Raw genomic sequence first — 24,619 nt, forward strand, 5'->3', positions numbered from 1 at the left:
AATGTTGGGTAGTCATGAAGAATCCCTGACCGTGGTTTCAACAGTCACTGTGAAGGGTAGAGAGGTTCCCCGCGGGGCTCGTCAAGGTGTATTTCCACTGGCCAGGCGATCAGCGGAAGTCCTGACAAGGTATCAGCCGGAGGGGCATCAAATTCTTTCAGAAGATCAGCCGGATCATCAGAAATTTCTAAGGTTCGCCCACCAGTGAGGGAATATTTCATATTGTCCATGAAACGGCTGAAGGACATCGGCTCGCGGTAAACCTGGAACAGCTCCACCAGATCGGGGTGCCTCAGTGCCTGACGCGCCTGCTCGGCCATCTCCGGATCGAGCCAGCCTGGGGTGTTCTCCAGAGGCGTGGCTGAATCAGCCACCTGCCATTCCAGGGCCATCAATTTATCGTGGCCGATGCGACCGCCCTCAATACGCGGCTGGCGGGCCGCCAACGGGGTCGCCAGGCCAATGAGGTCAGTCACGCGGACATCAAGAGGTGCATTCATCGACGTCATCCCCAGGTTCACCATGAACACCGTCGGTGGGAGATTACCCAGATCGCCAGCCTGAGCATCGTCCATGCGGGGCGTGGTGATCCACGTATTACCATTGCCCTCCATGGTCCTGATAGCCAGTTGCTGGCCGGTCGGCTCCACCAGAGTCTGCTCCTGCATGACCTCCACGTAATCCGTCATGGATCGCACGGTCAGGAAATCCTCGGCATAGAGAGGCGGATTGTCGTGATCGCGGTTGGTGAAGTCGATCCAGAACTCACGCTCATCCACGACATCACCCCCCTGGTCCTCCCAGTTGTGCCCATTGACGAAGATGACCGTGGACCAGATCCACACCGCCACCACCAACACACCCGACACCAGATCCTGCCAGGTGCGGTCCACCACGCTGATCGGAATGACAGCCATCGGCAGCAACAAAGCGAACAGCGGAGGCAACAGCATGCGGGCGTGCATGAAATCACCACCCACGCGGATCACATAGAGGAAGTGGATGAAGGCACAGATGACCACCAGGGCGATGACCATCGCGGGAGTGCGGAGGTGGAGACGGGTGGGGCGTCGAAAAGCATCACGGTGACCACGGGTCACCGTCACCAGACCTGCGGCGATCAGCAACGCCAACCCCAGCCAGAGGTTATACGGGCCCGTGAAATTGAGGACATAATCCCAACCCGTGCCCCACATCGAATCCGACGCCGACTTAGCCACCGCCGTGTGCGGCACGATCAGACCGTAAAAACCCATCCGGAAGATCTGGTACCCGGCCGGCACCGGCAGAGCCACGGCGATGATCCCCAGCATCACCTTCCACGAAGGGGCGGAAACCAGCAGCAGAATACCCGTGAGCCCTCCATAGAGCGCCAACTCGGGGCGAACCAACCAACTGATGCCCGCCCAGAACGCCAACGCATAGGTAACGGCACCCGCGTTGAGACGATCAGTGGCCCGACGCCCCTTCGACGCCGGGCCGGAGGTTGCCCAGAGGACCAGCAGCAACCACCACACCGCGATCCAGAACAGAGCCAGGCCCCACTCAAGACCCGACGTGGCAAAATCCCGTGCCGGCGACAGACTGAAATAACCGATCACACCCGCCGGGAGCAGCACCACCAACCTGTGTCGGTGCAGATGCGCGGTACCCAGCACACCAATCACCGCCGCAGCCGTGGTGAACAGGATGGCCAACCACAGGGCGATATCCTCCAGACGCATATCGGAGACCAACGCCCACAAGTAGATCAGGTACTGCCACAGCGTGGAAGTGTTGGCCTCCACCCGCTCACCCGCATTGAATACCGGACCATTGCCCGCCAGGAGATTACGGACAGTACGCAGAACGATCAGCCCATCATCACTGATCCACCTGCGGGTCCATCCCGCCCAGAACGCAAAGACACCCGCGGTCAACGCAGCAAGAATCGCGGTGATCAAGGTGATGTTCGGAGCGCCCTTCGGGGACTTCTGCGAAGGTTCGGTCACTGCCGTGGAGGCCCCGGGTTCTGGACGTGGGGTGGTTAACGTCATGAGGCCACATGCTAGCACCGCAGGGTGCCTCCATAGTTAATGGACATGCTGGTCAGAGGCCATTGCCCAGCAACTTTCCTGTGTGACTTCGGTTTTTCTCACCTGCTGGGGGTGATCAGCTCATGTGGGGCGCACGGTTTTGCCCGCCGGCCCGCGCTGGGCCCGCGCTGGCCTGGATGCGAGGGGCTGGGTGTGCAAAAGGGTACAAGTTAGGTCGGCAACAGGGCCTGTTCGTGGCCCAGTCCGTACGGTTTTGCCCGCGGGCCTGCGCTGGACCCCCGCTGGCCTGGGTGCGGAGGGCTGGGTGTGCAAAAGGGTACAAGTTAGGTCGGCAACAGGGCCTGTTCGTGGCCCAGTCCGTACGGTTCTGCCCGCTGGACCCCCGCTGGTCTGGGTACGGAGGGCTGGGTGTGCAAAAGGGTACGAACTACCCCGACAACAGGGCCTGCGCGGAGCCGAGTCCGTACGGTTTTGCCCGCCAGGCTCCGCCAAACAAAAAGTTGGCCTGTGAGCAGCATCTCGCTCACAGACCAACTTCCACCAGATCCAACCAGTTACAAGGCCGGCATGATGTAGACAGCCATCACGATGCAGAACAGCCAGGCCAGTGCCAGCACCTGGAGGGTCCGGTCGCTCAGGGCAACTTCGTCTGGGGCACCGCCGTCGCCGGTATCCACACCAGCTGCATAACGGAGGATGGCCACGGTGAAGGGCACCATGGAGATCTGGTACCACGGGCCCGCGTCAGAAGATGCCTGGGAGAGATCGAAACCCCACAGCGCGTAGGCCATGACCACGGCGGTGGCGGACAGTGTCCACACAAAACGCAGGTAGGTCGGGGTGTAGCTTTCCAGGGATTTACGGATCTTGGCGCCGGTGCGCTCGGCGAGGAGGATCTCGGAGTAGCGCTTTCCAGAGGCCATGAAGAGGGAACCGAAGGCGGCGACCAGGAGGAACCATTGGGACAGTTCGATACCCGCGGCCACACCACCGGCCATGGCACGCAGCATGAAGCCGGAGGAAACCAGGGCGATATCGATCACCGGCTGGTGTTTCCATCCGAAGCAATATCCCAGCTGAAGCAGGATGTATACACCGACCACTGCTGCCAGGGCGATGCCGTCGGTGGCCAGGAAGGACAGCCCGACGGCGGCGACGATGAGCACAACAGACATCGCATAGGCGAGGTTGATCGGCAGGACGCCAGCGGCGATGGGGCGGAAACGCTTGGTGGGGTGGGCTCGGTCGGCGTCCACGTCGCGGGCATCGTTGACAAGGTAGACCGCGGAGGCCGCGAAGCAGAAGACAACGAAGGCGAGGGCTACGTCGAGAAGCGTGCGTTGGTTGAAGATCGCGTCGGCGCCGGCCGCGAGCGGGGCCGCGAGCACCAGGACGTTTTTGACCCACTGCTTGGGGCGCAGGGCCTTGATCATCGCATCGGGGAGGTTCTTCGGTGGTTGACGTTTCTTACCGTCGTTCACCAGCGCCGAGGTGTGCGGCTCTGACCCCAGGTATTCGTGTTGATGTTCCTGATTCTCAACTGTCTTGTCGCTCACGCGGTTGCCCTTTCAAACTTGTGGACGGCTTCGGCGGTGGCCGCGCCCAGAATCGTGCCCGCGAGCACATCCGTCGGGTAGTGGACTCCGAGAACCATACGCGATAAAGCCATCACGGGAATGCCCAACAGCGGCAGGGGTGACTTGGTGATGCGTGCCAGGTACACCATGGTGGCGGTGGTCGATGTGGCGTGGGAGGACGGGAAGCTGAGCTTCGATGGTGTTCCCACACCGATCTGGATCAGCACGTCATTCGGGCGCGGGCGCCGTACGATGCGCTTGATGATCACCGAGGCCGCATGACTGGCCAGCGCCGCAACAAAGAGGCCAGCCCAGGAGCGACGGCGACGCTTATCCGCGACCACTCCGACTGTCCCGAGTGCCAACCAGCCGGCGGCATGTTCACCGAGGAGGCTGAGCCCCTTTGCGGTGGGGAGCACAGCAGGCTGCGCCAGAAGATTCTTCTGGATATCAACCAGGATCTGGACTTCTTTATTGCTCATTGAAAACCTTGCCCCATGACTCGCGGCTGATCAGTTCAGGATGTGCACTGCGGTAGCGGGCGCGTAGTTCGTCGAAACGCTCTGCGACCTGCTTCTGCAGGTGCAGGGCCTCCTTGCCCAGTTCCTTCGCCTTGTCACGGTCGCGTTTGCGATAGACAACGCCACGGCCGTCCGCGGTGGTGACGGTGGCACCGTCGACGCGGGAGAGGCTGAACCAGCGGGCCTCGATCGGCGCGAAGTTGGCCTGTGGAACATCGTGGTGTTCCTTGTTTTCCTTGGACAGGGAATGCTTGAGGCCCTTGGCCAGCCACACAGCCTTCTTGATCGGGGCGAGACGGCCACCGATGTCCTTGGTGGGCACACCCGGCGCGCCGGTGGCATGGGGTAGTTCGGCGGCAGTCGGGACCACCACCGCATCCGGGTAGGTCTTGCGGATCGCAGCGATGCGAGGCAGGGAGGTCTCGAGGATGTCGAAAAGCTGCTCAGGGCCTGCGAGGAAGTCCTTCATGGCCTCATTCTGGATGGCCACGGTGGAGTATTCCAGGCAGAGCAGGTGCTTGAAGGTGGCCTTCTGCATGGAGCGGACGATGCCGTCGACGGAACCCTCATGGTTCATGGCTGCCACGATGAGGCGGTTGCGCAGGTGGAAGTAAGCCTGCCAGTCAATCGCGTCGTCTTTGTCGGACCAGGCCATGTGCCAGATGGCGACGCCCGGCCAGGTGGCGGTGGGGAAACCGTTGGCACCTGCGCGCAGTCCGTATTCAGCGTCATCCCACTTGATAAAGAGTGGCAGGGGCTGGCCGATCTTCTCTGCGACAACGCGGGGGATCATGCACATCCACCAGCCGTTGTAATCAACATCGATGCGGCGGTGCAGATCCCGGGAGTTCGGGGCGTCCGGATCGTCGTCATAATCACCGCGATCGGACAGCGGGTGTTTGGAGAAGTCGTGGTCATAGTGGACATGCGGTGCGGAGGTCCACATGAAATCATGGCCGCCGACAACCTCGCCCATGGAATGCAGATGGCTGCGTTCCTGGAGGTTGAGCATCTGCCCACCCACCAGCATGGGCGACTTGGCATAACGGGCGACCTGCAGGGCACGCAGGACAGAGTCCGGCTCGATGGCGATGTCATCGTCCATGTAGAGGATATAGGGGCTCTTCTTGGCGCCAGCTTCACCGGTGCCATCGACACCGCCGAGGGCCTCGAACATGATGCGGGAATAACCACCGGAGCCACCGAGGTTGCCCTGACGGAACTCGAAGAAGCGATCACCGAAGTGTTCCGTGGCTGCCTTGTAGCCGGGCTCATCAGCAGGATGCTTGTTGCCCTGGTCCGGCATGATCACGGTATCAATCACTGCGTCCACAGCCGGGTCGGAGGCGAGTGCCTCCAGAGCCGCCACAGCATCAGCGGGGCGGTTGAAAGTGGGGATGCCGATGGTGGCGCGGGCCTCGAACGGTCCGACTTCGGTGCCATCAGGCATAATCTGTGCCTTCGGGGCGAAGGGTGCGTACCAACCGGCTTCGATGATTTCCGCGTCGGTTTCTGCGGTGAGGTCGAACCAGATCCAGCCACCGTCTTCGAAGGGGGCGAGGGAGACCTCGAACTCGATGGTCTCATCCCGGACCACTGCGCCGTCAACGCCGATGCGGGCACCGTCGATCTTGGAGCGGTAGAGATCCACGCGGGCCTCGCCCTTGATCTCCAGTTTGAGGATCACGGAATCAAGCTGTGACCAGCGACGCCAGTAGCTGGCGGGGAAAGCATTGAAGTAGGTCTGGAAAGATACTTCCGCACCGGCAGGCACGGAAACGCTGAAACGGTCCTCCCATTCCAGGCGCTCCTTATTGATATCCGCCTCGAGCAGGTACAGGGACCTGACATCTGCTGGCTCGCCTCGCCTCGGCAGGAGCACGCGCTGTAGCTGCTCAACCGCCAGGTTCGTTGTGCTCATTGACGTATCTTCACCCTTCATTGAACTCAGAATTATCCGATCTCAAGCGTAGTATCCACTCCCCCGGTTCACAGAACTTACGCGCCGCACCAACCCTGGAAACTCCATGGGAGGATGCAGGGAATCACCACACCGACCCACAACAGCGGACCCCCACCAGCCGGTAGAACGAATTTAATTCAAAGTGGCTTTGGTTGCCCACGAGGTCGTGCACTACGTTCAGACCCAACCTGAACTCACAGGTTTCTTGCGCTTCCAACTACCGGAGCCCCGGTTTATCGCAGGCAAGCGTGCCCCTTTAATGCAGTACTTCCGCTTGAAAGGCACGCATCAACATGGATATCCGAACCCTCATTGATACCCGGGCGATGACCCGGTATCAGTGGTTCATCATTGCAATAGCTACATTTCTCAACGCCATGGATGGATATGACATCCTCGCCATGGCCTTCACCGCCAACTCCGTGGCAGCTGAATTCGGTTTGAGCGGATCCCAGCTCGGGTTCCTGATCAGCCTCGGCTTCATCGGCATGGGCATCGGTTCCCTCACCTTCGGGCCCCTGGGCGATCGTCTGGGGCGCCGGCCGATCCTCCTGGCTGCCCTGACCCTGGACGGCATCGGCCTGCTGTGGTCCGGTGTGGCCGGTTCCGCCACCGAACTGGGTATGGCCCGCCTCCTCACCGGCATCGGCGTGGGTGGTGTACTAACCGTGGTCACCGTGATCACCAGTGAATACTCCAATAAACGCAACCGCGGCATGGCGATCAGCATCTACGCCGCCGGATACGGGGTGGGTGCCACCCTGGGTGGTCTACTCGCCGCGCAACTGATCCCCACCGTGGGCTGGCGCGTGGTGTTCCTGGCCGGTGCGGCCCTCAGTGCTGTCGGCCTCGCGGCCGTCTGGGCGTTCATCCCGGAATCTTTCGACTACCTGCGCCACCGTGATGACCAGGCCCGGGCAAAACAGATCGCAGGTCGGTTGGGAATCAGGGAAAAATTCACCCTGAACCCTCCGCTGTCCGCAGGTTCCCAACCCCGCAGCGGCATCACCGCGGTGCTCAGCCCAGCGTTCAAGCGCAACACCCTCAAACTCTGGGGTGCGTTCGCCCTGATCACCATCGGTTTCCAGGTGGCATCATCCTGGACTCCGAAGCTGCTGGAAGATGCCGGCATGTCAGCACAGCAATCCATCGTGGGCGGTTTGCTGCTCACCCTGGGCGGTTCCCTCGGTTCGCTTCTCTATGGGTGGCTGACCACACGATTCTCCGCCCAGCGCGTGCTCATCGTCTTCAGTATCGGTTCCGCGGTGTTGTTGGTGGGGTTCATCTCCAGCATCGCGGTGGCCACGATCGCCTTCAGCCTCGGCGTGATCACGGGCATGCTGCTCAACGGCTGCATCGCGGGCCTCTACTCCATCGCGCCTCAGGTCTACTCCGCGGGCATGCGCACCACGGGCGTGGGCATGGCGTTGGGCGTGGGCCGGATCGGTGCGATCCTGGCGCCGCTCGGCGTCGGTGTGCTTATCGACGCCGGCATCACCCCCTTCCATATCTATCTCATCGTCGGGTGCATCATGCTGCTGGGTGCCACCACCCTGCGGGGCATCACCCTCCACCGTGAGATTCATGTGGTTGTTCCGGAGCCTGTCCTGGTGGAGAAATGATCACAATCCTGCGAACCCATTGAGCCGATGGTGGCCTGGGCCTAGTCTGGCGATATGGCCCCACGAACATTGATCAAAGCTTCCGCCGGATTAGCTGCGGGCGTACTGCTGCTTTTCTCAGTTCCCCTCGCCGGCGCCCAAACCACCATCACGGACCTTCAGGTCACCGTGGTGGATGGCGCTGAGGAGATCTCCGCGGAGGATGAACAGTGGTTGATCACCGACACCCCGGGGATTGATTTCCCTGACGCGGTCCGCAGCGTTCGCTACATCACCTTCAGCGAGAACTCCTCCAATCTCAATGATGATATTGAGGAGCTGCTGCGCGCCGAGTATCCGGAATGGATCCAGGAGGATTCCTTCGCCCCGGGTGAGCTGATCATCGCGGTTGGTTTCGACCCAAACCAGGTGGGCACCTACGCCGGAAATGATGTTGCAGCTGCCACCAGACTTGCTGAACAGGACCGGCTGGATGCCATCAATGATTCCATGAAACCACTGCTGCAAGACGGTAGAACTGCACTGGCTATGTTCGAAGGCTCCCAATCAGTAGCTGATCCCACCGTGATCAATGAACCTTCAGAAACCAACTGGTGGGTCGTCGGAGGCATCGTGGGTGGGATCGGAGTGGTCGGAGCTGGCGCAGTGGGAATGGGTGTAGTGGCCAGCAGGAAGAACAAGGCCAAGAAGGCACGCGAGAACTTCGATTATGCCCAGAAACACTATGGCGAGACGGCACAGCAGCTGGATGGGATCAACATCCGCGCCCATTCACTGACCTCTCCCCTGGCCGATGATGAATTACGACGCCAGTGGGACGATGTGAATACCCGCTTCCTGGAGGTCAATGACACCTTCGGCACCTTCGGCGATCTGTCTGCCGCCTCTGAGGACAAGGCCTTCCTCGCCCATGCAGCTGCCCTGGAGACGGCCCGCACCACGGTGACCCAGATGGAGACTGCCCAGAAGAACATTGACACCCTCTATGACATGGAACATGGAGATGAAGGTGTGCGCCGCCGGGAACTGACCCGCCTGCGGGAAGATATCCAGGAGGCCCGCCTGGAGATCAATGACAAGGACTCCGTCCTGGATGACACCCTGCAGGAATTGATCAACCGCATCGAGGGAATGTCCACGGCCTCGCCCACCTTCATGGATGAGTATGCCCGCGTGATCCGTGATTATTCCGCCGCCCTGACCGGGGTGGAGAAGCACATGGAGGAGGTTGAACGCACTGAGCACTCAACTCCGGCCATCTATGACAATGACTGGCGCGTGGGCACCGGCTATAACTCCTTTGTGCCCTTCTACATGATCAGCACCTGGCATGCAGCGGATGTGAGTGCGGCCTCGGCTGCCTCATCCGCTGGGTCTTCCAATACCTCATTCAGCAGTGGGTTCTCCGGGGCGGGTGGCAGTTCCGGCTGGTGATGCGGGGTAGTTGCGGGCAACAAATATCAGCCAGATGAAGAATCCGGCAATCGGTACCACCAGGGCGAGGAGACACCAGAGGATCACAGTGAGCCAGCTGGAACCGCGTTTGCGTTCAATGACCGTGATCAGCGCCCAGTAAAAGAGAATCACAACCAGCGGGATCAAGGACCAGACAATGTCATAGGTTTTCGGCATCAGTATGGAGTCGCTATATTCCATAGGCAGCGCAGCAGAAGCAAACACGTCATCATCCTTTTAGTTGGTGTTGGGCTCCCGCTACGCTAACACCGGTCGGGGGGGATACCAGCTGATTCTGTGAAACGCTGTGTGGATGGCCAGGACAATGACCGCGCCCATAAGCCAGCCGACGAGTAGGTCACTGGGCCAGTGCACACCCACATAGAGCCTGGACAATCCGATGAGCATCGCCAGCACCCAGAGCAACAGAGTCCACCACCTACGCGCTAACAGGGTGATGGCCATGGCAAAGGCCGCAGCCCCGACACTATGTCCCGAGGGCATGGCGGCATTGGTTTCCTCCACCAGGTGGTACGCCGAATCGGGGCGCGGACGGTCGATGAGGCGCTTGGCCACGTGGCTGGTCAGATTCGCCACACCCACCGCGATGGGTGGCCAGAGTTTCCGCACCACCACCGCCACCACGATGGAGTAGAACCACACCAGCGTCGGACCGGTCAGCAGGGTGAGGATGATGATCACCGGAGTCAGTGCCTCCACGCGGTGATCGATGAAAAACTCCAGGATGCTCTGATCAAGAGTGCTCATATAAGAAAACCCAGGTAGCAGATCGTGGTGACCACAATGCCTGCCACGGCACCTGCGGTGATCTCCGGGATGGTGTGATGCCTGATTCTGATCCGCGCCCAGGCCGTCACCGGCGTCAGCAGCAGGCCCGCAAACCACCAGGGGCTGACCGCGAGCCCCAAAAATACGATCAGACACACCCACAGGCCGACATGCACCGACGCCTTGATCTTGAGGGTTAGCAGACCGAACACCACCAGGAACACCAGAGCAGAGAGCACCCCCACCCAGATCAGGCGTGGGGTGTCCAGCCAGGAGAGCACTGCAATGAGGCCCACCACGCAGATCAGGATCCCCATGTAAACCAGGCTGCGCTGACTCCGGGCCGTGACATGGTGGTTGCCCACGCGTCCCATCCGCATGAGCACCAGGATGAGCAGCATGGGCACCACCCCGGTGCCGATCGCCGCCACCAGCGCTGGTGTCCAGGAGCTTGTATGCGCTCCCAACACCACAAAGAATCCGATATTCAGTACCCAGGGCGCCATGGCCTCACTGAGCACCCGGGCCAGTTGTTCAGCATTCACATCAGATGAGTCTAGGGTGGCCATCATGAACCAACTCCGGGAGATCGGCTATCTAACTTTCCTCCCGCTCTTTGCAGGAGCGGTCAGCATGAGCATTGCGGCCTGGGTCATTGATCTCATCACCGCGCCCATGGGCCTTTTCGCCTGGGTTGTCTACCTGCTCGGTTGCCTGCTCTTGACCATCGGGACGGTGATGTTCTGCATCAGAGTCAGTGATCTTGCTCCGACCTGGACGTTGGTTACCACCACAATCGTGATTGCAGCCCTGTTCGGACTCTCGGCCTATCTCTGGCTCATTCCGGTCAGTGGTGAACCGGTGATCTTCCATCCATCGATTGCACTGCAGTTTTTCAACCTGGTGTGGTTGGTCATCACCTTTGTCATGATGGTGAGAACCATCAACCGCCCGACATAAAAAGCCGTTCTAGTGTCCACGCTCCTGCTCAAGTGGAGTGCCGGCGGTGAAGAACGGGGTGAGCTTGTTGTCGAAAAGCACCAGGGCTGCACCGATGGCCATGTGCATGTCCAGGTACTGGTAGGTACCCAGGCGACCACCAAAGAGAACATTGTTCTCGCGGGCCTCGGCTGCGGCGCGCTCGCGGTACTTCTTGAGCATCTCGCGGTCATCAGGGGTGTTGATCGGGTAATACGGCTCATCCCCCTCTTCGGCGAAGCGGGAGAACTCACGCATGATCACCGTCTTGTTCTTCGGGTAGCGGTCCTCGCGCTCCGGGTGGAAGTGACGGAATTCGTGGATACGGGTGTAGGGGACATCCGCGTCGTTGTAGTTCATCACGGAGGTGCCCTGGAAGTCACCGATTTCTAGGACCTCGGCGTCGAAGTCAAGGGTGCGCCAGCCGAGCTCACCTTCGGCGTAGTCGAAGTAGTGGTCCAGTGGGCCGGTGTAGACGACAGGGGCCTCCGGGTTTGCTGCGCGCAGGTCCTCGCGGACGTCGAACCAGTCGGTGTCGAGGCGGACGTCGATAAGCTCATGCTCAGCCATGCGCTCCAGCCAGGCGGTGTAGCCATCGACCGGCAGGCCCTCGTAGGTGTCGTTGAAGTAGCGGTTGTTGAAGGTGTAGCGCACCGGCAGGCGGGTGATATTGCCGGCGGGCAGGTTCTTCGGGTCCGTCTGCCACTGCTTGGCGGTGTAGTCACGGATGAAGGCCTCGTAGAGGGGACGGCCGATCAGGGAGATCGCCTTTTCCTCCAGGTTGGTGGCATCCTCGGTGCTGATCTCAGCAGCCTGCTCCTTGATCAGGGCGCGCGCTTCTTCCGGGCTGTAGTACTTGCCGAAGAACTGGTTGATCAGACCCAGGCCCATCGGGAACTGGTAGGCGGTGCCGTCATGCATGGCGAAGACACGGTGCTGGTAATCCGTGAACTCGGTGAACTGGCTGACGTAGTTCCACACGCGCTCATTGGAGGTGTGGAAGAGGTGCGCACCATACTTGTGCACCTCGATGCCGGTCTCCGGGTCAGCTTCGGAGTAGGCGTTACCGCCCAGGTGTGCGCGACGCTCAACAATGAGCACCCGCTTGCCCAGCTGGGATGCTGCACGTTCTGCCACGGTCAGGCCAAAAAGACCGGAGCCTACGACAATCAGGTCATATTTCTTCGAATCCGTCATGGCTTTGACACTAACCCACGACCGCTCCATAAGAATCTTGAACACTCCTGTTTCTGTCATCTACCGATGATTGGCCGGCCATGCAACGAAGGCCCTACGGAAAACAGCACTCACGGAGCCGGTAATGACCTGCGCCATTAAGGAATCATTGGTGGTCTAACCATGAATTCAGCCACATTCGGGGAGTTCACAGCTACTTTCAAGGCACAACCTCACCAAGAAAAACATCAGTCCCACAAGTACCATTAACCCCATAAGTTGACTAAGCTAGCCAATTGTTTCTAACAGTCTCAGCCGCACCACCATCATCAGGGAGAATTACCGTGCAGCAACGACGCCGCATCAGCGCAGTCCGGCACAGGCCGACACTCGCTATCCTGCTGTCTATTGCGCTTGTCGCCTCCGGGCTCGCAGCCGCCAATAGTCAGATCCTCCGCACGCAGAACGAGGGCATCGGCCCCGTCGACGTGATGAACCAGTCCGCCAACTTCGCCAGTGGGGCCAATATCGTGGTCGACGACCCCGCCATTACCGCCCAGGGCGAGGAGCCCGGCCCCCGCACTGTGAAGGAATTCCAGCGCGAAGAACCTTTCTCCATGTTCGCCCTGACCTGGACCGGTGACCGCGATATCACCGCATTCGTCCGCGCCGAAATGGCTGATGGTTCCTGGACCGAGTGGTTTGACATGGAACCCATCTCTGCGGAATCCCCTGAATCGAATGGCACCCGTGGCACCGATCTGATCTTCCACGGATCCACTAACAGGATTCAGGTATCCACACTCAACGTTGATCTCTTTGGCGACGACGCCGCCGCGGCAGCCAACGACGGAGCAGGTAACGCCATCCCTGAGGCAGCTCCCGTCGCCGACTACGCCGCTGAGCCTGTCGAGTCAGCCCCCATAGAGGAACCGGCCCCGGCAATCGAGGCCCAGGTCGCGGAGGCCCCTGAAGAGGCTGCACAGGAAGAAGTTGTGCAGGAAGCACCAGCTCCGGCTGAAGCGCCAGCCCCGGGGACCGGTGGCCTGGCACCACTGCCATCCAACTACGGTGACATCCAGCCGGTGGCTGAGGTGGCCAGCGATCTGGATGCCGTGTTCATTGACGGCAACGCCGACGCAGGTGTCGGTGGAGTCGATCTCATGGCGGACTCGGACGGAATGCCACGCGTGATCTCCCGTGCAGGCTGGGGAGCCAATGAGGCCAGTCGCTGCAGTAACCCCACCATCGATGACGATGTCTCCGCCATCACCATCCACCACACCGCTGGTAGCAATAACTACACCCGCGCGGAGAGTGCCGCCCGGATGCGTGGTTATTACAACTACCATGCAGTCACCCTGGGTTGGTGCGATATCGGGTACCAGGCTCTCGTGGACAAGTACGGCACCATTTATGAAGGCCGCTTCGGTGGCTTGAACCGTGCTGTCCGTGGTGCACACGCCGGCGGTTTCAACCAGAACACCTGGGCTATCTCCATGATGGGCAACTACCAGAATGTCACCCCTCCCGCAGCAACCATCCAGTCCGTGGGTGAGCTTGCCGGTTGGCGTGCAAAGGTCGCCGGTTTTGAGCCGAAGGGCCAGGACACCCATTACTCCGAGGGTTCCAGCTACACCTTCTACCGCGCTGGTCAGGCCGTCACCCTGCCCAATATCTTCGCTCATCGTAACGTAGGAAGTACAGCCTGCCCAGGTGATGCGGGTTATGCCCAGATGGATGCGATCCGCGACATCGCCCAGGCGAAGTACACCTCGATCCAGCTCGGGGCTTCGGACGGCACCACAACGGAGACAACCACCACGACCACCACTGCTCCGGATACCACTGCCACGAGCACCCCGGAGCCCGCGGACCCCACGGATCCCACGGATCCCACAGAGACAACTGACCCCGCGGAGACAACTGATTCTGAAGGCGCGGAGGTCACCGTCACCGTTACCGCAGAACCAGAACCAGAACCACAGCCTTCCAGCGGTTCCAGTGATCTTGATATCCTCAACTCTGTGATCACTGGTGGATCCTCAGAGGGCAGCACACTGCTCAATGGAGCGAACACCTCCCAGCTGCTCACCGGCCTCGGATCAATCCTGGCTGCCATCATCGGTATCGCAGCCGTTGATGGTGATTTGGGTGACCTTCTGGGTAATGTCGGAAACCTCAACGGTGTCCCGACCTTGGACAACGTGGCCTTGAATGATGTGGTCGCCGTGGGCAACACCGTTGCTGATCTAACAGGTGACAATGAGTATTCACGCACCTGGAATGACCTGAACAATGCGCTCGGCCCGGTCCTGGGTGCTGCCACGGGTGGTGCGACCACCGTGCAGTACACCGGTGCCCGTAATTCCGAGGTGTCCTTTATGCCCTTCGAGAACGGCATCATGGTCTCCTCCCCGGAGGCAGGAACCCATGGCCTGTGGGGTGTCATCGGTGACACCTGGGCTCAGCAGGGCGCAGACCTCGGCCCGCTCGGCCTGCCGCTCAACCACGAATACCGTGATGGCAATCTGCTGCGGGTGGACTTCCAGGGTGGTTATATCACCTTCGATCCAGCAACCGCCAAGGTGGACATCCAGCTCACCTAGCCGCCGCACGGCCCTAAGAACCTTGAAATAAGAGCTGGACCCCGCTGCTTTCCCTGAAGCAGCGGGGCCCAGCTCTTATCCCTTCAGAAGGTGAAAAACCTTAAGCGGAACTAGTAGTACCGCATCAGGTAACCTTGCCATCCTCGGCGGGCTTGTCGGATTGGCGGTTGCGTCGGCGCTGACGGTGCTGAACCTCGCTTCACCCAGGCGGGTATTGAGGGCAGGGAATACATGATCAGTTAGGTGTCCGGTTGTCTACAAAACCCGAAGTGCCCTGATTCTGGGCATGTTCTGGCGTGGATCCTTGCTGTTTCCATATTTCGCATATCCTCACCGGAAATCACCGTGCCGTCGATAAGCTGGTAACCGCTGCACTTCAAAGCGCGCCACCGGACCCCCTCTCCGGATAAAATTACCCCGTGACCACACCGTCTCCTCTAGGCTTCAATGCATGGCGAACTCCCCTTCAGGTGAATCGTTGATCACCCGCGTCGTCCGTATCCTGGAAGTATTTCCGGCCCACAACCGTGCCCTCAGTGTGCGGGAAATCGCTGCTGAGGCATCATTGCCGGTCTCCACAGCACACCGGCTGCTCCGTGAATTGGAGTCAGAGGACCTGGTTAAACGTGATGATGGTGGCTGGCGTCGTGGCAACCGCCTCTGGGAATTGGCTTCCCGTGGATCACATGCGGAAACCCTCCGTGGCGCAGCGCTTCCCCCCATGGAGGATCTTGTCACAGAGCTGAAAACCCATGTGTCCTTGGCCATCATGGACCGCAATGAGGTGCTCTACATCGAGCGCATGACCCCGAACGACTACACGGTCAACATCATCTCGGTGGCGCTGCGGCTCCCCGCGCATGCCACCTCCGCCGGGTTGGTGATGACAGCGTTCGGCCCCGCGGAGAACCAGCAGTTGATGTTGCGTCGTAAGCTTCCCAAATACACGGACAGCACCGTGACGGATCCCGACCACCTACGTCGGATGCTCAATCAGATCAGGCGTGAGGGTTTCGCCGCGTCGGCGGGTGCCATCATTTCCGAGTCCACAGGCATCTCCGTCCCGATCTTCGACGGTTCTGAGCAGGCCATCGCTGCCCTGACCGTGATTGTTCCGGTCGGTCAGGAGAGGTTTGAGCTGACGGTTCCACAGCTTCGCTTCGCCGCCCGTGCGGTGCAGCGCAGGCTCGGAAGCATCCCGACAAAACTCCCGGGTGTGATCTATGAGACGAATCCGAGCCCGCTGGACTGACAGGGGAGTATCTGGCGCGGTGGCCTACTGGTCGTCGCGGAGGTTGTTGCCAGCGGTTTCGCCACCGTCGATGATGAAGCTGGCTCCGGTGGTGAAGGTGGATTCATCGGAGGCCAGGTGGATGATCATGCTGGAAATCTCCTTTACCTGCGCGGCTCTGCCCAGCGGTACCTGGCCAAGCCCACGTTGGAGGTTGGCTGTCAGTGGGGTTTCCACGCTGCCCGGATGGACAGAGTTCACGCGGATATTGTATTTGGCCAGGTCCAGGGCGGAGGTTTTGGTCAGGCCCTGGACCGCCCACTTGGCAGTGGAGTAGGCGGCGCGGTTCTTGAAACCGGTGACCCCGGCGATGGAAGAGATATTGATGATTGATGCGGTGGCATTCTTCTTCAGCGCCGGTAGTGCTGCCTTCATGCCGTAGAAGGTGCCATTCAGGTCGATGTCCAAGGTCTTATCCCAGTCGTCCAGGGTAGCATCCTCGATGCTGCCCGCGGTGAAGATGCCAGCATTGTTGACCAGCACATCCAGCTTGCCGAAGCGTTCAAGGGTGGCTTCCACCGCCTGTTCCCAGGCCTGGTAATCGGTGACATCCAGGTGGATGAAATACGCACGGTCCTCGCCGATCTCACGGACCAGATCCTGTCCCGCCTCATCGGCGACATCCGTGATCACCACCCGGGCACCGTGGACAGCGAGCATGCGGGCGTGGGAGGCTCCCATGCCTGAGGCTGCTCCGGTGATCAGTGCTACTTTTCCTGCGGTTCGTTCATGGTGATGTGTCATGGGGCGAAGACTACCCAGCGATTCCGGGGAAAACGCCAGAAAATTCACTTCGTGCCATTCAATGGGAATGCCCTGGCGTGAGGATGATTGGGGCGTTATTTTCACGCCCCCATGCGGGCGACCCCTTGAGTGTTCATCAACAACTAGCAATCATGCCCCCATTCAACGGTACCTTCCGTACCGTTGAATGGTTTAACGGTATCCCTCCCTGTCCCCACCAGACATGCTGTGAGTCACACCAATGAAATCTAGTGATGAGGAGCACGGTGAATTATGAAAATTCTGGATAATGCATCCCAACGTGAGCACTACGACCTGGTCGTCGTCGGCTCCGGAGCCGCTGGCCTCACGGCCGCCGCCACCGCCGCCCACGCAGGCCTGAATGTCCTGGTGGCGGAGAAGTCCAGTCTGCTCGGCGGAACCTCCGCAGTCTCGGGTGGCATGCTCTGGGTCGTTGATAACCATTATGCCCGTGAGTCCGGCATCGCAGATTCAAAAACAGCCGGTCGTGCTTATGTTGAAGCGGTCGCCCGGGGCCGCGGCCGCACCGAACTTCTCGATTCCGCCATTGAGCATGGCCCCGACATGCTGCGTTTCATCGCAGATGAACTCAATGTGGAGTTCCTCTTCCTGGATAATTTCCCGGATTACCGTCAGGACCTGCCAGGTGCCATCACCGGCGGGCGCACCATCGAACCCCAGCTGTTCAATTACCGTGAGGCACTCGGCGAACTTGCAGATTACCTTCGCACCGATGGTCGCCATCCCTACACAATGCAGGAATACGAAACCTGGGGTGCCTTCACCAAATTCCCCTGGGATGAGATGAACCAGCGTATGGCCGATGGTATCGCCGCCAAGGGTCATGCACTCGTCGCGATGCTCCTGGCCGCCTGCCGACGACTCGATGTCACCTTCGCAGTCAACGCCCGGGTCACCCACCTGGCAGGTGATGCCGATGGCATCACCGGAATCACCATCGAGGATGGAACCCGGGTATCCGCAGGAGCAGTCATGCTGGCCTCCGGTGGCTTCGAATGGGACCACGCACTGGCTGATTCCCTCCTCGCCTCCCGTCTGTACGCCATGTGTTCTCCTCCCTCCAATACCGGCGATGGGCTGAAGATGGCACAGCGCGTGGGTGCCGCAACCAAGGGCACCCGTGAAGCATGGTGGGCGCCGATGTCCCTGACCGGTGGTATGCGTGATGGTTCCCCGATCGGTTCCCTGCTCCGCTTCGAACGCCAGGGCCCGGGATCAATCATGATTAACCGTCACGGCCAGCGCTTTGCCAACGAGGCGCAGAATTACAATGACCTCGCCCGATGTCTGCAGTCCTGGGATTCCCCCAACAACCAGACCCTCAACACCCCTGCCCATGTTGTCTTCGACCAGTCCTACCTGGAGCGCTACGGCATCCTCGACCACCGCGCCGGCCAGCCAACCCCCGACTACCTCATTGCAGCCCCGACCCTTGAGGAGTTGGCGGAGAAGATCCAGGTTCCGTCCATCAACCTCACCACCACCGTTGACCGTTTCAATGAGATGGCGGTGAGTGGTGTGGACAAGGACTTCTGCCGCGGGGAATCCGAATATGACCGCTACTGGGGTGACAGCGACTGCCCCTGGCCGAATCCCTCCCTCGGCCCCCTGCAATACGGCCCCTACTACGCCCTCGAGGTGGTCAACGGCGCATTCGGCACTTCCGGTGGTGTGGCCACTGACGGCAACGGTCAGGTCATCGATGTCGACGGGGTACCCATCCGTGGTCTTTTCGCCGCCGGCAATGTCGCCGAATCCCCCTGCGCCGCAGGTTATCCAGGTGCGGGGGCAACCCTCGGGCCATTGATGACCATGGCTTTCCAGGCAGGACGCACCATTGTCACCGACTCCTCCGATCACCTGGCCATGTCAGTGGGGTCCGCATGATCCGCCATGTCCTGATGATCCGGTGGAAAGACTCCTTCACCGATGAAATCCGCGAGAAGTGGGTCGCAGGCCTGGAGAAGATGCGGGGCAACATCCCCGGCATGGTGAACCTGATCCATGGTCGCGATGTCCTCCACACCGACAGGTCCTGGGACCACGTGATCATCGTGGACTTTGACACCGTCGAGGATATCCAGACCTACAACACCCACCCGCTGCACGAAGCCATCAAACCCTACTCATTACCCAATGCCGCTGAGTTGGCCTACGTGGACTTCGAGGTCCCCGACGGGGCCCTGTGACTGGGGTGCAGATCCAACCATAAGCGCAACCTCCACCCACTGAACCACCATTTCCCACCTGCGATAGGAGCAGATTTTCATGAGCAACAACCACACCCCTTCCCCCGTCCGTACCTGCGATGTGCTCGTGGTCGGATCCGGAGCATCCGGACTGGCCACCGCCCTTGCGGCAGCCCACCAGGGACTTGATGTGCTCGTGGCGGAGAAGGAAAGCCACTTCGGTGGCACCACCGCCATCTCTGCGGGTTGGGCCTGGGTACCGGGCAACCCCAAGGGAACCGCCGCCACCGGCGACACCCGCGAAGAGGTGGAAACCTACCTCAAGTCACTCGCGCCGGACACCTACAACGAGGATGGAGTGAAGGCATTCCTGGACACTGTTCCTGAGGCCATCAACTTTTTCGAGGAGAACACCGAGGTCAACTTCGTCTACCCGGAGAAGGCCCCCGATTATCAGATGGACCTGCCGGGCGCACGGATCGGTGGACGGGCGATCCTGCCCGATGATGCCGATGCCCGCATGCTCGGTGACCGGCGCCATGAGCTGCAGCCGTATCTGAGCACCTATACGGTCTTCGGATATATGCCTCAGGTTGGTCCTGACCTCAACCAGGTCCTCAACGCCAACCGTTCCCTGAAATCCTTCGTTTATGTGGCGCGGAAACTCACCCGGACCTGGTTCGACACCGTCGTGCGTGGCCAGCCCCTCAAGCGGACCAACGGTTCCGCACTGATCACCAGGATGGTTCGTTCCGCGCTCGATGAGGGTGTGAGCATCTGGACCTCCACCCCGGTGGAGTCCCTGGAACAGGATGAGGATGGTGCCATCACCGGGGCGGTCCTCGGAGGCGAGCACGCTGGACTCGTCCGTGCCCGCCTGGGTGTGGTGTTGGCTGGTGGTGGCTTCACCGGTAACACTACCCTGCGCCGGGAGTTCTTCCCGCATGACCACTCCGGTACCAACCACATCACCCCCACGATCGGCCATGACGGTTCGAGTGCCGAGATGGCTATCGCAGCAGGTGGTCGTATCAACGACGATGTCTTCGCACCCGGCTCCTGGGCGCCGATCACTACGTTCAAGCGGCTTCGCAACGGTAAGCAGCGCCTCTTCCCGCACCTGCGTCAGATCGGTCTGCCCGGCATGATCACCGTGGATCGCACCGGTAAGCGCTTTGGCAACGAAGCCCTGAGCTACCACGACTTCGGCCGTCAGCTGATTGAACATGACCGTGAGCACGAGGACACCTACGCCTGGATCATTGCGGACGAGGCGTGCATGCATACTTACGGCATCGGTTATGCCAAGCCCTGGCCGATCCCACGCAAGTACTTCTTCGATATTGGTTTCCTGGTCAAGGCACGCACCCTCGGGGAACTGGCGGAAAAGATCGGCGCAGATCCCATCACCCTGGAAAACACCCTTGATCGTTTCAACGAGTTCGCCCGTAACGGCGAGGACAAGGACTTCGGTCGGGGGTCAACCGCCTACAACCACTTCCGTGGCGATCCCTCCCACACCCCCAATCCCAACCTGGCCACGCTGGAAAAGGCCCCATACTACGCCGCCAAGATCCACGTCGGTGACCTCGGATCCTTCGCCGGCATCGACGTCGACGGGCACTCCGCGGTCATCGATTCCAAGGGCAATGCCATCCCCGGTCTGTTCGCCGTCGGTGCGTCCGCCACATCGGTATTCGGTGGTGGCTACCCAGGCTATGGCTCCCACATCGGCCCTGCCCTGGTCTTCGGCTACCGCATGGGCCGCGACATCGCGACGCTTGCCCAGCGCGCAGCCTCCCAGGCCCAGGCCGACATCCTCTCCTGACCCCATCCGATAGCAACGAACAATCCATCACCAACCGGAAGGAACAATCATGTCTGATCACACCACCACCGCTCTTCCCCCGTACTCTCACGAGCTGAACTGGCCGGAGAACCTTGTCCCATTCAAGGTCATTGATGAGGATGGTTCACAGGGCTACCCCTACCCGCACTACGCCTGGATGCGCGAGAACGCCCCGGTCATGCGGGCCGCCACCCCGGGCGCCGATGTCTGGTTCCTGACCCGCTACGAGGATGTCCGCAAAGCCCTGCGCGCCCCCAAGATCTTCTCCTCCGAGGTGGTCACCCCGGTGCCGATCACCTTCTTAACGCTTTTCGACGCCCCGAACCACGCCCGACTGCGCAAAGTCGTGGCCCGAGCTTTCACCCCGAAATCCGTGGGAATCATGGAAGACCGGGTCCGTACCATCGGCACGGACCTCCTGGAGAAGATGATTGAGAACGGCGGTGGTGATGCTGTCAGTGATTACACGCTCCAACTGAGCATGGCCACCATCAGCGGAATCCTGGATGTGCCCGCTGAAGATGTGGAGAAGATGAAGTTCTGGTCTGATGAGATCTTTACCTACTTCGCCCAGCTGGCCCGCAATGCCCCCGGCAACGACACCGCCGCGGAGAGCACCAGGGACTTCCTGGCCTACCTGCTCAACAACCTGGAGCGACTCTACCGCGAGGAAAGCGAAGCTGTCGGTGGACATATTGCACGCATGTGGAAGGAGGGACTCCTCAATGACAAGGAGGCCTCCGAGCTATGTTCCTTCATGTTTGTCGCCGGACATGACACCACGACCCTGCTTATGGCCGGCGCGTTCCAACAGTTCAGCGAAACCCCGGAACTGCTGCACCGACTCCGTGAAAATCCCGCAGACATCGAGCCGTTCGTGGAGGAACTCGCACGATTCCGGGGCCCCATCCACCGCACCGTACGCAAAACCACCGAACCCGTGGAGCTCCACGGTGTCACCATCCCGGAGGGTTCCATTGTCCGCCTGATGATCGCCTCCGCGAACCGCGACCACACCAAATTCCCCGACGGTGACACCTTCGACATGGACCGGGACAGCTCCGGACACCTCGGTTTCGGCCACGGTGTGCACAGTTGCGTCGGCGCCCCACTGGCACGTCTGGAAACCACCATTACCGTCGAACTGCTCACCACCATGCTAGAGAGAATCGAACTCGACCCTGATCATGCGATCGAATATATGAAGGGCAACAACATCAGCAACGGCCCCAACGTTCTCCACGTCCGTCTACATTCCCGTGACCGTTCCCTCGTCAGTTAGAAAGGAAAGAACAATGTCTGCTACCCACCCTATTGTCATCATTGGTGCCGGCCACGCCGGAGTCACCGCGGCAGCCCGCCTCAAGGAACTCAATTGGTCCGGTGGGATCATCATGGTCGACCAGCAGTCCACCGACCCCTATGAACGACCACCACTGTCCAAAGACCTGCTGAAAACTGATTCCGACGGCCGCGCCCAGCGGCTGCGCAAGGCGGGGTGGTTTGAGGAGCGCGGTATCCGGTTCCTCAGCGGACGCTCCGCCACCGGTATCGACCGGGATTCCCAGGTCGTCCATCTCTCGGATGGTCACCAGCAGCAGTACCACCGCCTGATCATCGCCACCGGTGCCACCGCCCGGGCACTCCCAGTGCCGGGAGCTGATCTCCCCGGGGTCCAGATGCTCAAGACCCACGAGGATGCGGTTCAGCTCCGGGAAGCGCTACAGCAGCAGAAGCGCATTGTGGTCATCGGAGCCGGATACATTGGTATGGAGGTGGCCGCGGCGGCAACCGCAGCCGGTTGCCGCACTACAGTCATCGAATTCCAAGACCGCATCATGTCCCGGGTGACCTCCGAACCCATCTCGCACTTCTTCGAAAATCTTCATACGCAGGCAGGTGCCAATTTTCGCTTCAGCACCGGAGCCTCCGAAATCCAAGGTGAGGGCAGGGTTGAGCGCGTACTCACCAACACAGGTGAAGTCCATAAAGCAGATGTGGTCGTCGTCGGCATCGGTGTGATCCCCAACCAGGATCTAGCGGAACAGGCCGGATTGCTCTGCGATGACGGGATCATCGTCGATGCTGAGGCACGCACCTCCGATCCCCACATTTATGCCATCGGTGATGTCTCACGCTCCATATGCCAGTTTGAGAACGTCGACCGGCGTCTCGAATGCATCCAGAATGCCACACACCAGGCCACTCAGGCGGCCCGCAGCATCATGGGTGCTGACCCTGCGGAACCCGAGATCGCCTGGTTCTGGACCGTCCAGCACGACAAGCGCCTACAGACAGCAGGCGTGCGTCACCCGGATGATGAACTCGTCCTGCGTGGAAATCCTGCAGCGGGCAAATTCTCAGTCCTCTACCTGCGCGAAGGTCGTCTTGCCGCCATTGATACCGTCGGCCGACTCGCCGATTTCCGACAGGGCAAGAAGCTGATCTCCGCCCGCCACATCATTGACCCCATCATCGTGGCCGACGCCAACCGTCCGCTCTCCGATTCCATCCGCGATCTCGTTACCGCTTAACCTACCTAAGGAGCTAAATCATGTCTGACCAGAACATCAACGTCATCGACCGCGAAGGATCCACCCACACCATCGAATGGGAATCCGACCAGTCCCTCATGGAAGCCCTCCGCGACAATGACCTCCCGATCCTCGCCTCCTGCGGTGGCACCGAATCCTGCGCCACCTGCCATGTCTACCTCCCGGAGGATATTATCGAGCAACTTGATCCCCGTAGTGAAGACGAGATTGAACTGCTGGAGGATGCCGAAGGCTTTGAACCCGGATGTTCACGCCTGTCCTGTCAGGTCCCGCAGCGTCCTGATTTCCTCGGCAAGACGGTGACCCTGGCGCCAGAAGACGACTAGCAGTACTTCATTAGATGGGTGCGAGCCTGCAATGCGGGCAACACCCAAGAGCTGGCTGATCACCGACTGGGCTTGTGGGTCGGTGACAGCAAACCATTGTTCGGTGAAAAAATAAATATGTTGCCGTGAGCAGAGAGTTAAGGGCCAGCGGCCATCGTGACTGTCCCTCTCGAGGAGATGTAGGGGTTGATTCGAAAGGTATTTGCGGTGGTCGCCTCATTTGTTGATGGGGTTACTACCGGCAGTTACAGATATACCACGCTATCAGACGCTGATAATGGGAGCGCGGGATGAGAACCACTCAGGCGATCATAACCTAGCGTTTTCGACCTGGAGTCTATTGAAACTAACCGATCATCTGCTTAACCAGGGGGTGGTCGACGACATCTCCCACGAAGGACTACGCATGCTCCTTCATGAGGAAGGCTTCTCGTTTCCAGGTATTAAAACCTGGAAAACCTCAACTGGCCCTGAGCATGAAGCCAAAAAGAATCGAGTGCTAAATCTTTATGCCATCGCCGATGGCATAACCATATCTGGGCTAGAAGATCCCGAAGTAGTCATCTGCATGGATGAATTCGGTCCCCTCAATCTTCAACCCCGCCCAGGCAAACAGTGGATGTCGAAAACAGTCGCTAAGAGCGATACTGATGATCCACGCCGACGACGACGCGCGACTTATAAACACCTGCACGGGGTCCAACATCTGCTGGCTTGATTTGATTTATCCACTGACCGCGTTTACGGGTATATCAAGACTTCTAAAAAGGACCCAGTTCCTGGCGTTTTTGTCGCTACCTGCGGTGACTGCATCCACTACAGGTGCGGATCGCAATTGTATTAGATATTTTCTCCCCCACCGTTCAGTTAAGACTGATGGTCGGGCCGGGGGGGATT

The 24,619-nt window shown here is 60.0% G+C and carries 20 protein-coding genes and 1 pseudogene; 12 read left to right on the forward strand and 9 right to left on the reverse strand.

The features are described from left to right. Positions 1-44: 44 nt before the first annotated feature. The 4 genes from CFAEC_RS12475 to CFAEC_RS12490 form a co-directional block, all read right to left on the reverse strand. Entirely contained in the window at positions 45-2,036 is a 1,992-nt protein-coding gene (locus CFAEC_RS12475) for an arabinofuranosyltransferase AftB family protein (RefSeq protein ID WP_290277302.1), read from the reverse strand. 554 nt (positions 2,037-2,590) lie between these two features. Continuing rightward, positions 2,591-3,592 carry a decaprenyl-phosphate phosphoribosyltransferase gene (locus CFAEC_RS12480; protein ID WP_290277303.1) on the reverse strand — a complete coding sequence of 334 codons (1,002 nt, stop codon included), beginning with the start codon at positions 3,590-3,592 and terminating at the stop codon, positions 2,591-2,593. After that, positions 3,589-4,095, reverse strand: coding sequence for a phosphatase PAP2 family protein (locus tag CFAEC_RS12485; RefSeq protein WP_290277305.1), 507 nt, complete (start codon positions 4,093-4,095; stop codon positions 3,589-3,591). The genes CFAEC_RS12480 and CFAEC_RS12485 overlap by 4 nt, the downstream gene beginning before the upstream one ends. Next, positions 4,085-6,055, reverse strand: a complete 1,971-nt coding sequence (locus tag CFAEC_RS12490; RefSeq protein ID WP_290277307.1) for a glycosyltransferase — start codon at positions 6,053-6,055, stop codon at positions 4,085-4,087. The genes CFAEC_RS12485 and CFAEC_RS12490 overlap by 11 nt, the downstream gene beginning before the upstream one ends. A 335-nt stretch (positions 6,056-6,390) precedes the next feature. Between CFAEC_RS12490 and CFAEC_RS12495 the strand changes: the two genes are divergently transcribed. Together CFAEC_RS12495 and CFAEC_RS12500 are read left to right on the forward strand one after the other, a co-directional pair. Next, entirely contained in the window at positions 6,391-7,719 is a 1,329-nt protein-coding gene (locus CFAEC_RS12495) for an MFS transporter (RefSeq protein ID WP_290277308.1), read from the forward strand. Positions 7,720-7,773: 54 nt separating this feature from the next. Next, positions 7,774-9,153: a DUF5129 domain-containing protein gene (locus CFAEC_RS12500; RefSeq protein WP_290277310.1), complete on the forward strand. Its 1,380-nt coding sequence runs from the start codon at positions 7,774-7,776 to the stop codon at positions 9,151-9,153. A gap of 126 nt (positions 9,154-9,279) precedes the next feature. Here the strand turns inward: CFAEC_RS12500 and CFAEC_RS12505 are convergent. From CFAEC_RS12505 to CFAEC_RS12515, 3 genes and pseudogenes are all read right to left on the reverse strand, one after another. Then, positions 9,280-9,375, reverse strand: a pseudogene (locus CFAEC_RS12505) (F0F1 ATP synthase subunit B); the annotation flags it as partial. 57 nt (positions 9,376-9,432) lie between these two features. Further along, positions 9,433-9,942 (reverse strand): phosphatase PAP2 family protein, encoded by a 510-nt coding sequence (locus tag CFAEC_RS12510; protein WP_290277312.1) that lies wholly within the window; start codon positions 9,940-9,942, stop codon positions 9,433-9,435. Continuing rightward, positions 9,939-10,508 carry a phosphoesterase gene (locus tag CFAEC_RS12515; protein WP_290277313.1) on the reverse strand — a complete coding sequence of 190 codons (570 nt, stop codon included), beginning with the start codon at positions 10,506-10,508 and terminating at the stop codon, positions 9,939-9,941. Before CFAEC_RS12515 ends, CFAEC_RS12510 begins: the two co-directional genes overlap by 4 nt. A 25-nt stretch (positions 10,509-10,533) precedes the next feature. Between CFAEC_RS12515 and CFAEC_RS12520 the strand changes: the two genes are divergently transcribed. Beyond that, positions 10,534-10,923 carry a hypothetical protein gene (locus CFAEC_RS12520; protein ID WP_290277314.1) on the forward strand — a complete coding sequence of 130 codons (390 nt, stop codon included), beginning with the start codon at positions 10,534-10,536 and terminating at the stop codon, positions 10,921-10,923. Between the two features lie 9 nt (positions 10,924-10,932). Here the strand turns inward: CFAEC_RS12520 and glf are convergent, their stop codons facing one another. Further along, positions 10,933-12,138, reverse strand: a complete 1,206-nt coding sequence (glf, locus tag CFAEC_RS12525; protein WP_290277316.1) for a UDP-galactopyranose mutase — start codon at positions 12,136-12,138, stop codon at positions 10,933-10,935. A 323-nt stretch (positions 12,139-12,461) separates the two neighbouring features. Between glf and CFAEC_RS12530 the strand changes: the two genes are divergently transcribed. Next, on the forward strand, positions 12,462-14,726 hold the full coding sequence (locus CFAEC_RS12530) for an N-acetylmuramoyl-L-alanine amidase (RefSeq protein WP_290277319.1): 2,265 nt from the start codon (positions 12,462-12,464) through the stop codon (positions 14,724-14,726). Between the two features lie 451 nt (positions 14,727-15,177). Then, positions 15,178-15,978, forward strand: a complete 801-nt coding sequence (locus CFAEC_RS12535; RefSeq protein ID WP_290277322.1) for an IclR family transcriptional regulator — start codon at positions 15,178-15,180, stop codon at positions 15,976-15,978. A 24-nt stretch (positions 15,979-16,002) separates the two neighbouring features. On the opposite strand, the gene chcB1 is transcribed toward CFAEC_RS12535, so the two are convergent. Then, a complete protein-coding gene (chcB1, locus tag CFAEC_RS12540; RefSeq protein ID WP_290277325.1) occupies positions 16,003-16,761 on the reverse strand; it encodes a trans-4-hydroxycyclohexanecarboxylate dehydrogenase in 759 nt (252 codons plus the stop codon). 273 nt (positions 16,762-17,034) lie between these two features. On the opposite strand from chcB1, the gene chcC1 reads away from it, so the two are divergent. The 7 genes from chcC1 (at position 17,035) to CFAEC_RS12575 (ending at position 24,440) form a co-directional block, all read left to right on the forward strand. Next, positions 17,035-18,690, forward strand: a complete 1,656-nt coding sequence (gene chcC1, locus CFAEC_RS12545; RefSeq protein WP_290277328.1) for a 4-oxocyclohexanecarboxylate 2-dehydrogenase — start codon at positions 17,035-17,037, stop codon at positions 18,688-18,690. Further along, positions 18,687-18,992, forward strand: coding sequence for a Dabb family protein (locus tag CFAEC_RS12550; RefSeq protein WP_290277330.1), 306 nt, complete (start codon positions 18,687-18,689; stop codon positions 18,990-18,992). The genes chcC1 and CFAEC_RS12550 overlap by 4 nt, the downstream gene beginning before the upstream one ends. A 79-nt stretch (positions 18,993-19,071) precedes the next feature. After that, a complete protein-coding gene (chcC2, locus tag CFAEC_RS12555) occupies positions 19,072-20,820 on the forward strand; it encodes a 4-oxocyclohex-2-ene-1-carboxylate 5-dehydrogenase (RefSeq protein ID WP_290277332.1) in 1,749 nt (582 codons plus the stop codon). 49 nt (positions 20,821-20,869) lie between these two features. Next, complete coding sequence (locus CFAEC_RS12560) at positions 20,870-22,123, forward strand: cytochrome P450 (protein WP_290277335.1); 1,254 nt, start codon at positions 20,870-20,872, stop codon at positions 22,121-22,123. 13 nt (positions 22,124-22,136) lie between these two features. Next, positions 22,137-23,375, forward strand: a complete 1,239-nt coding sequence (locus CFAEC_RS12565) for an NAD(P)/FAD-dependent oxidoreductase (RefSeq protein WP_290277337.1) — start codon at positions 22,137-22,139, stop codon at positions 23,373-23,375. 20 nt (positions 23,376-23,395) lie between these two features. Further along, a complete protein-coding gene (locus tag CFAEC_RS12570; RefSeq protein ID WP_290277341.1) occupies positions 23,396-23,722 on the forward strand; it encodes a 2Fe-2S iron-sulfur cluster-binding protein in 327 nt (108 codons plus the stop codon). A gap of 406 nt (positions 23,723-24,128) precedes the next feature. After that, a complete protein-coding gene (locus CFAEC_RS12575) occupies positions 24,129-24,440 on the forward strand; it encodes a hypothetical protein (protein WP_290277343.1) in 312 nt (103 codons plus the stop codon). Positions 24,441-24,619: the final 179 nt, after the last annotated feature.

The sequence above is a fragment of the Corynebacterium faecale genome, assembly GCF_030408735.1.
GTDB lineage: Bacteria > Actinomycetota > Actinomycetes > Mycobacteriales > Mycobacteriaceae > Corynebacterium > Corynebacterium faecale.

What these genes read in the sequence shown, in the direction of transcription:
- CFAEC_RS12475 (WP_290277302.1), bottom strand. Translation starts at nt 2,036, where the DNA reads ATGACGTTAACCACCCCACGTCCAGAACCCGGGGCCTCCACGGCAGTG.
- CFAEC_RS12485 (WP_290277305.1), bottom strand. Translation starts at nt 4,095, where the DNA reads ATGAGCAATAAAGAAGTCCAGATCCTGGTTGATATCCAGAAGAATCTT.
- CFAEC_RS12490 (WP_290277307.1), bottom strand. Translation starts at nt 6,055, where the DNA reads ATGAGCACAACGAACCTGGCGGTTGAGCAGCTACAGCGCGTGCTCCTG.
- CFAEC_RS12495 (WP_290277308.1), top strand. Translation starts at nt 6,391, where the DNA reads ATGGATATCCGAACCCTCATTGATACCCGGGCGATGACCCGGTATCAG.
- CFAEC_RS12500 (WP_290277310.1), top strand. Translation starts at nt 7,774, where the DNA reads ATGGCCCCACGAACATTGATCAAAGCTTCCGCCGGATTAGCTGCGGGC.
- CFAEC_RS12510 (WP_290277312.1), bottom strand. Translation starts at nt 9,942, where the DNA reads ATGAGCACTCTTGATCAGAGCATCCTGGAGTTTTTCATCGATCACCGC.
- CFAEC_RS12520 (WP_290277314.1), top strand. Translation starts at nt 10,534, where the DNA reads ATGAACCAACTCCGGGAGATCGGCTATCTAACTTTCCTCCCGCTCTTT.
- glf (WP_290277316.1), bottom strand. Translation starts at nt 12,138, where the DNA reads ATGACGGATTCGAAGAAATATGACCTGATTGTCGTAGGCTCCGGTCTT.
- CFAEC_RS12535 (WP_290277322.1), top strand. Translation starts at nt 15,178, where the DNA reads ATGGCGAACTCCCCTTCAGGTGAATCGTTGATCACCCGCGTCGTCCGT.
- chcB1 (WP_290277325.1), bottom strand. Translation starts at nt 16,761, where the DNA reads ATGACACATCACCATGAACGAACCGCAGGAAAAGTAGCACTGATCACC.
- chcC1 (WP_290277328.1), top strand. Translation starts at nt 17,035, where the DNA reads ATGAAAATTCTGGATAATGCATCCCAACGTGAGCACTACGACCTGGTC.
- CFAEC_RS12550 (WP_290277330.1), top strand. Translation starts at nt 18,687, where the DNA reads ATGATCCGCCATGTCCTGATGATCCGGTGGAAAGACTCCTTCACCGAT.
- chcC2 (WP_290277332.1), top strand. Translation starts at nt 19,072, where the DNA reads ATGAGCAACAACCACACCCCTTCCCCCGTCCGTACCTGCGATGTGCTC.
- CFAEC_RS12560 (WP_290277335.1), top strand. Translation starts at nt 20,870, where the DNA reads ATGTCTGATCACACCACCACCGCTCTTCCCCCGTACTCTCACGAGCTG.
- CFAEC_RS12565 (WP_290277337.1), top strand. Translation starts at nt 22,137, where the DNA reads ATGTCTGCTACCCACCCTATTGTCATCATTGGTGCCGGCCACGCCGGA.
- CFAEC_RS12570 (WP_290277341.1), top strand. Translation starts at nt 23,396, where the DNA reads ATGTCTGACCAGAACATCAACGTCATCGACCGCGAAGGATCCACCCAC.
- CFAEC_RS12575 (WP_290277343.1), top strand. Translation starts at nt 24,129, where the DNA reads ATGCTCCTTCATGAGGAAGGCTTCTCGTTTCCAGGTATTAAAACCTGG.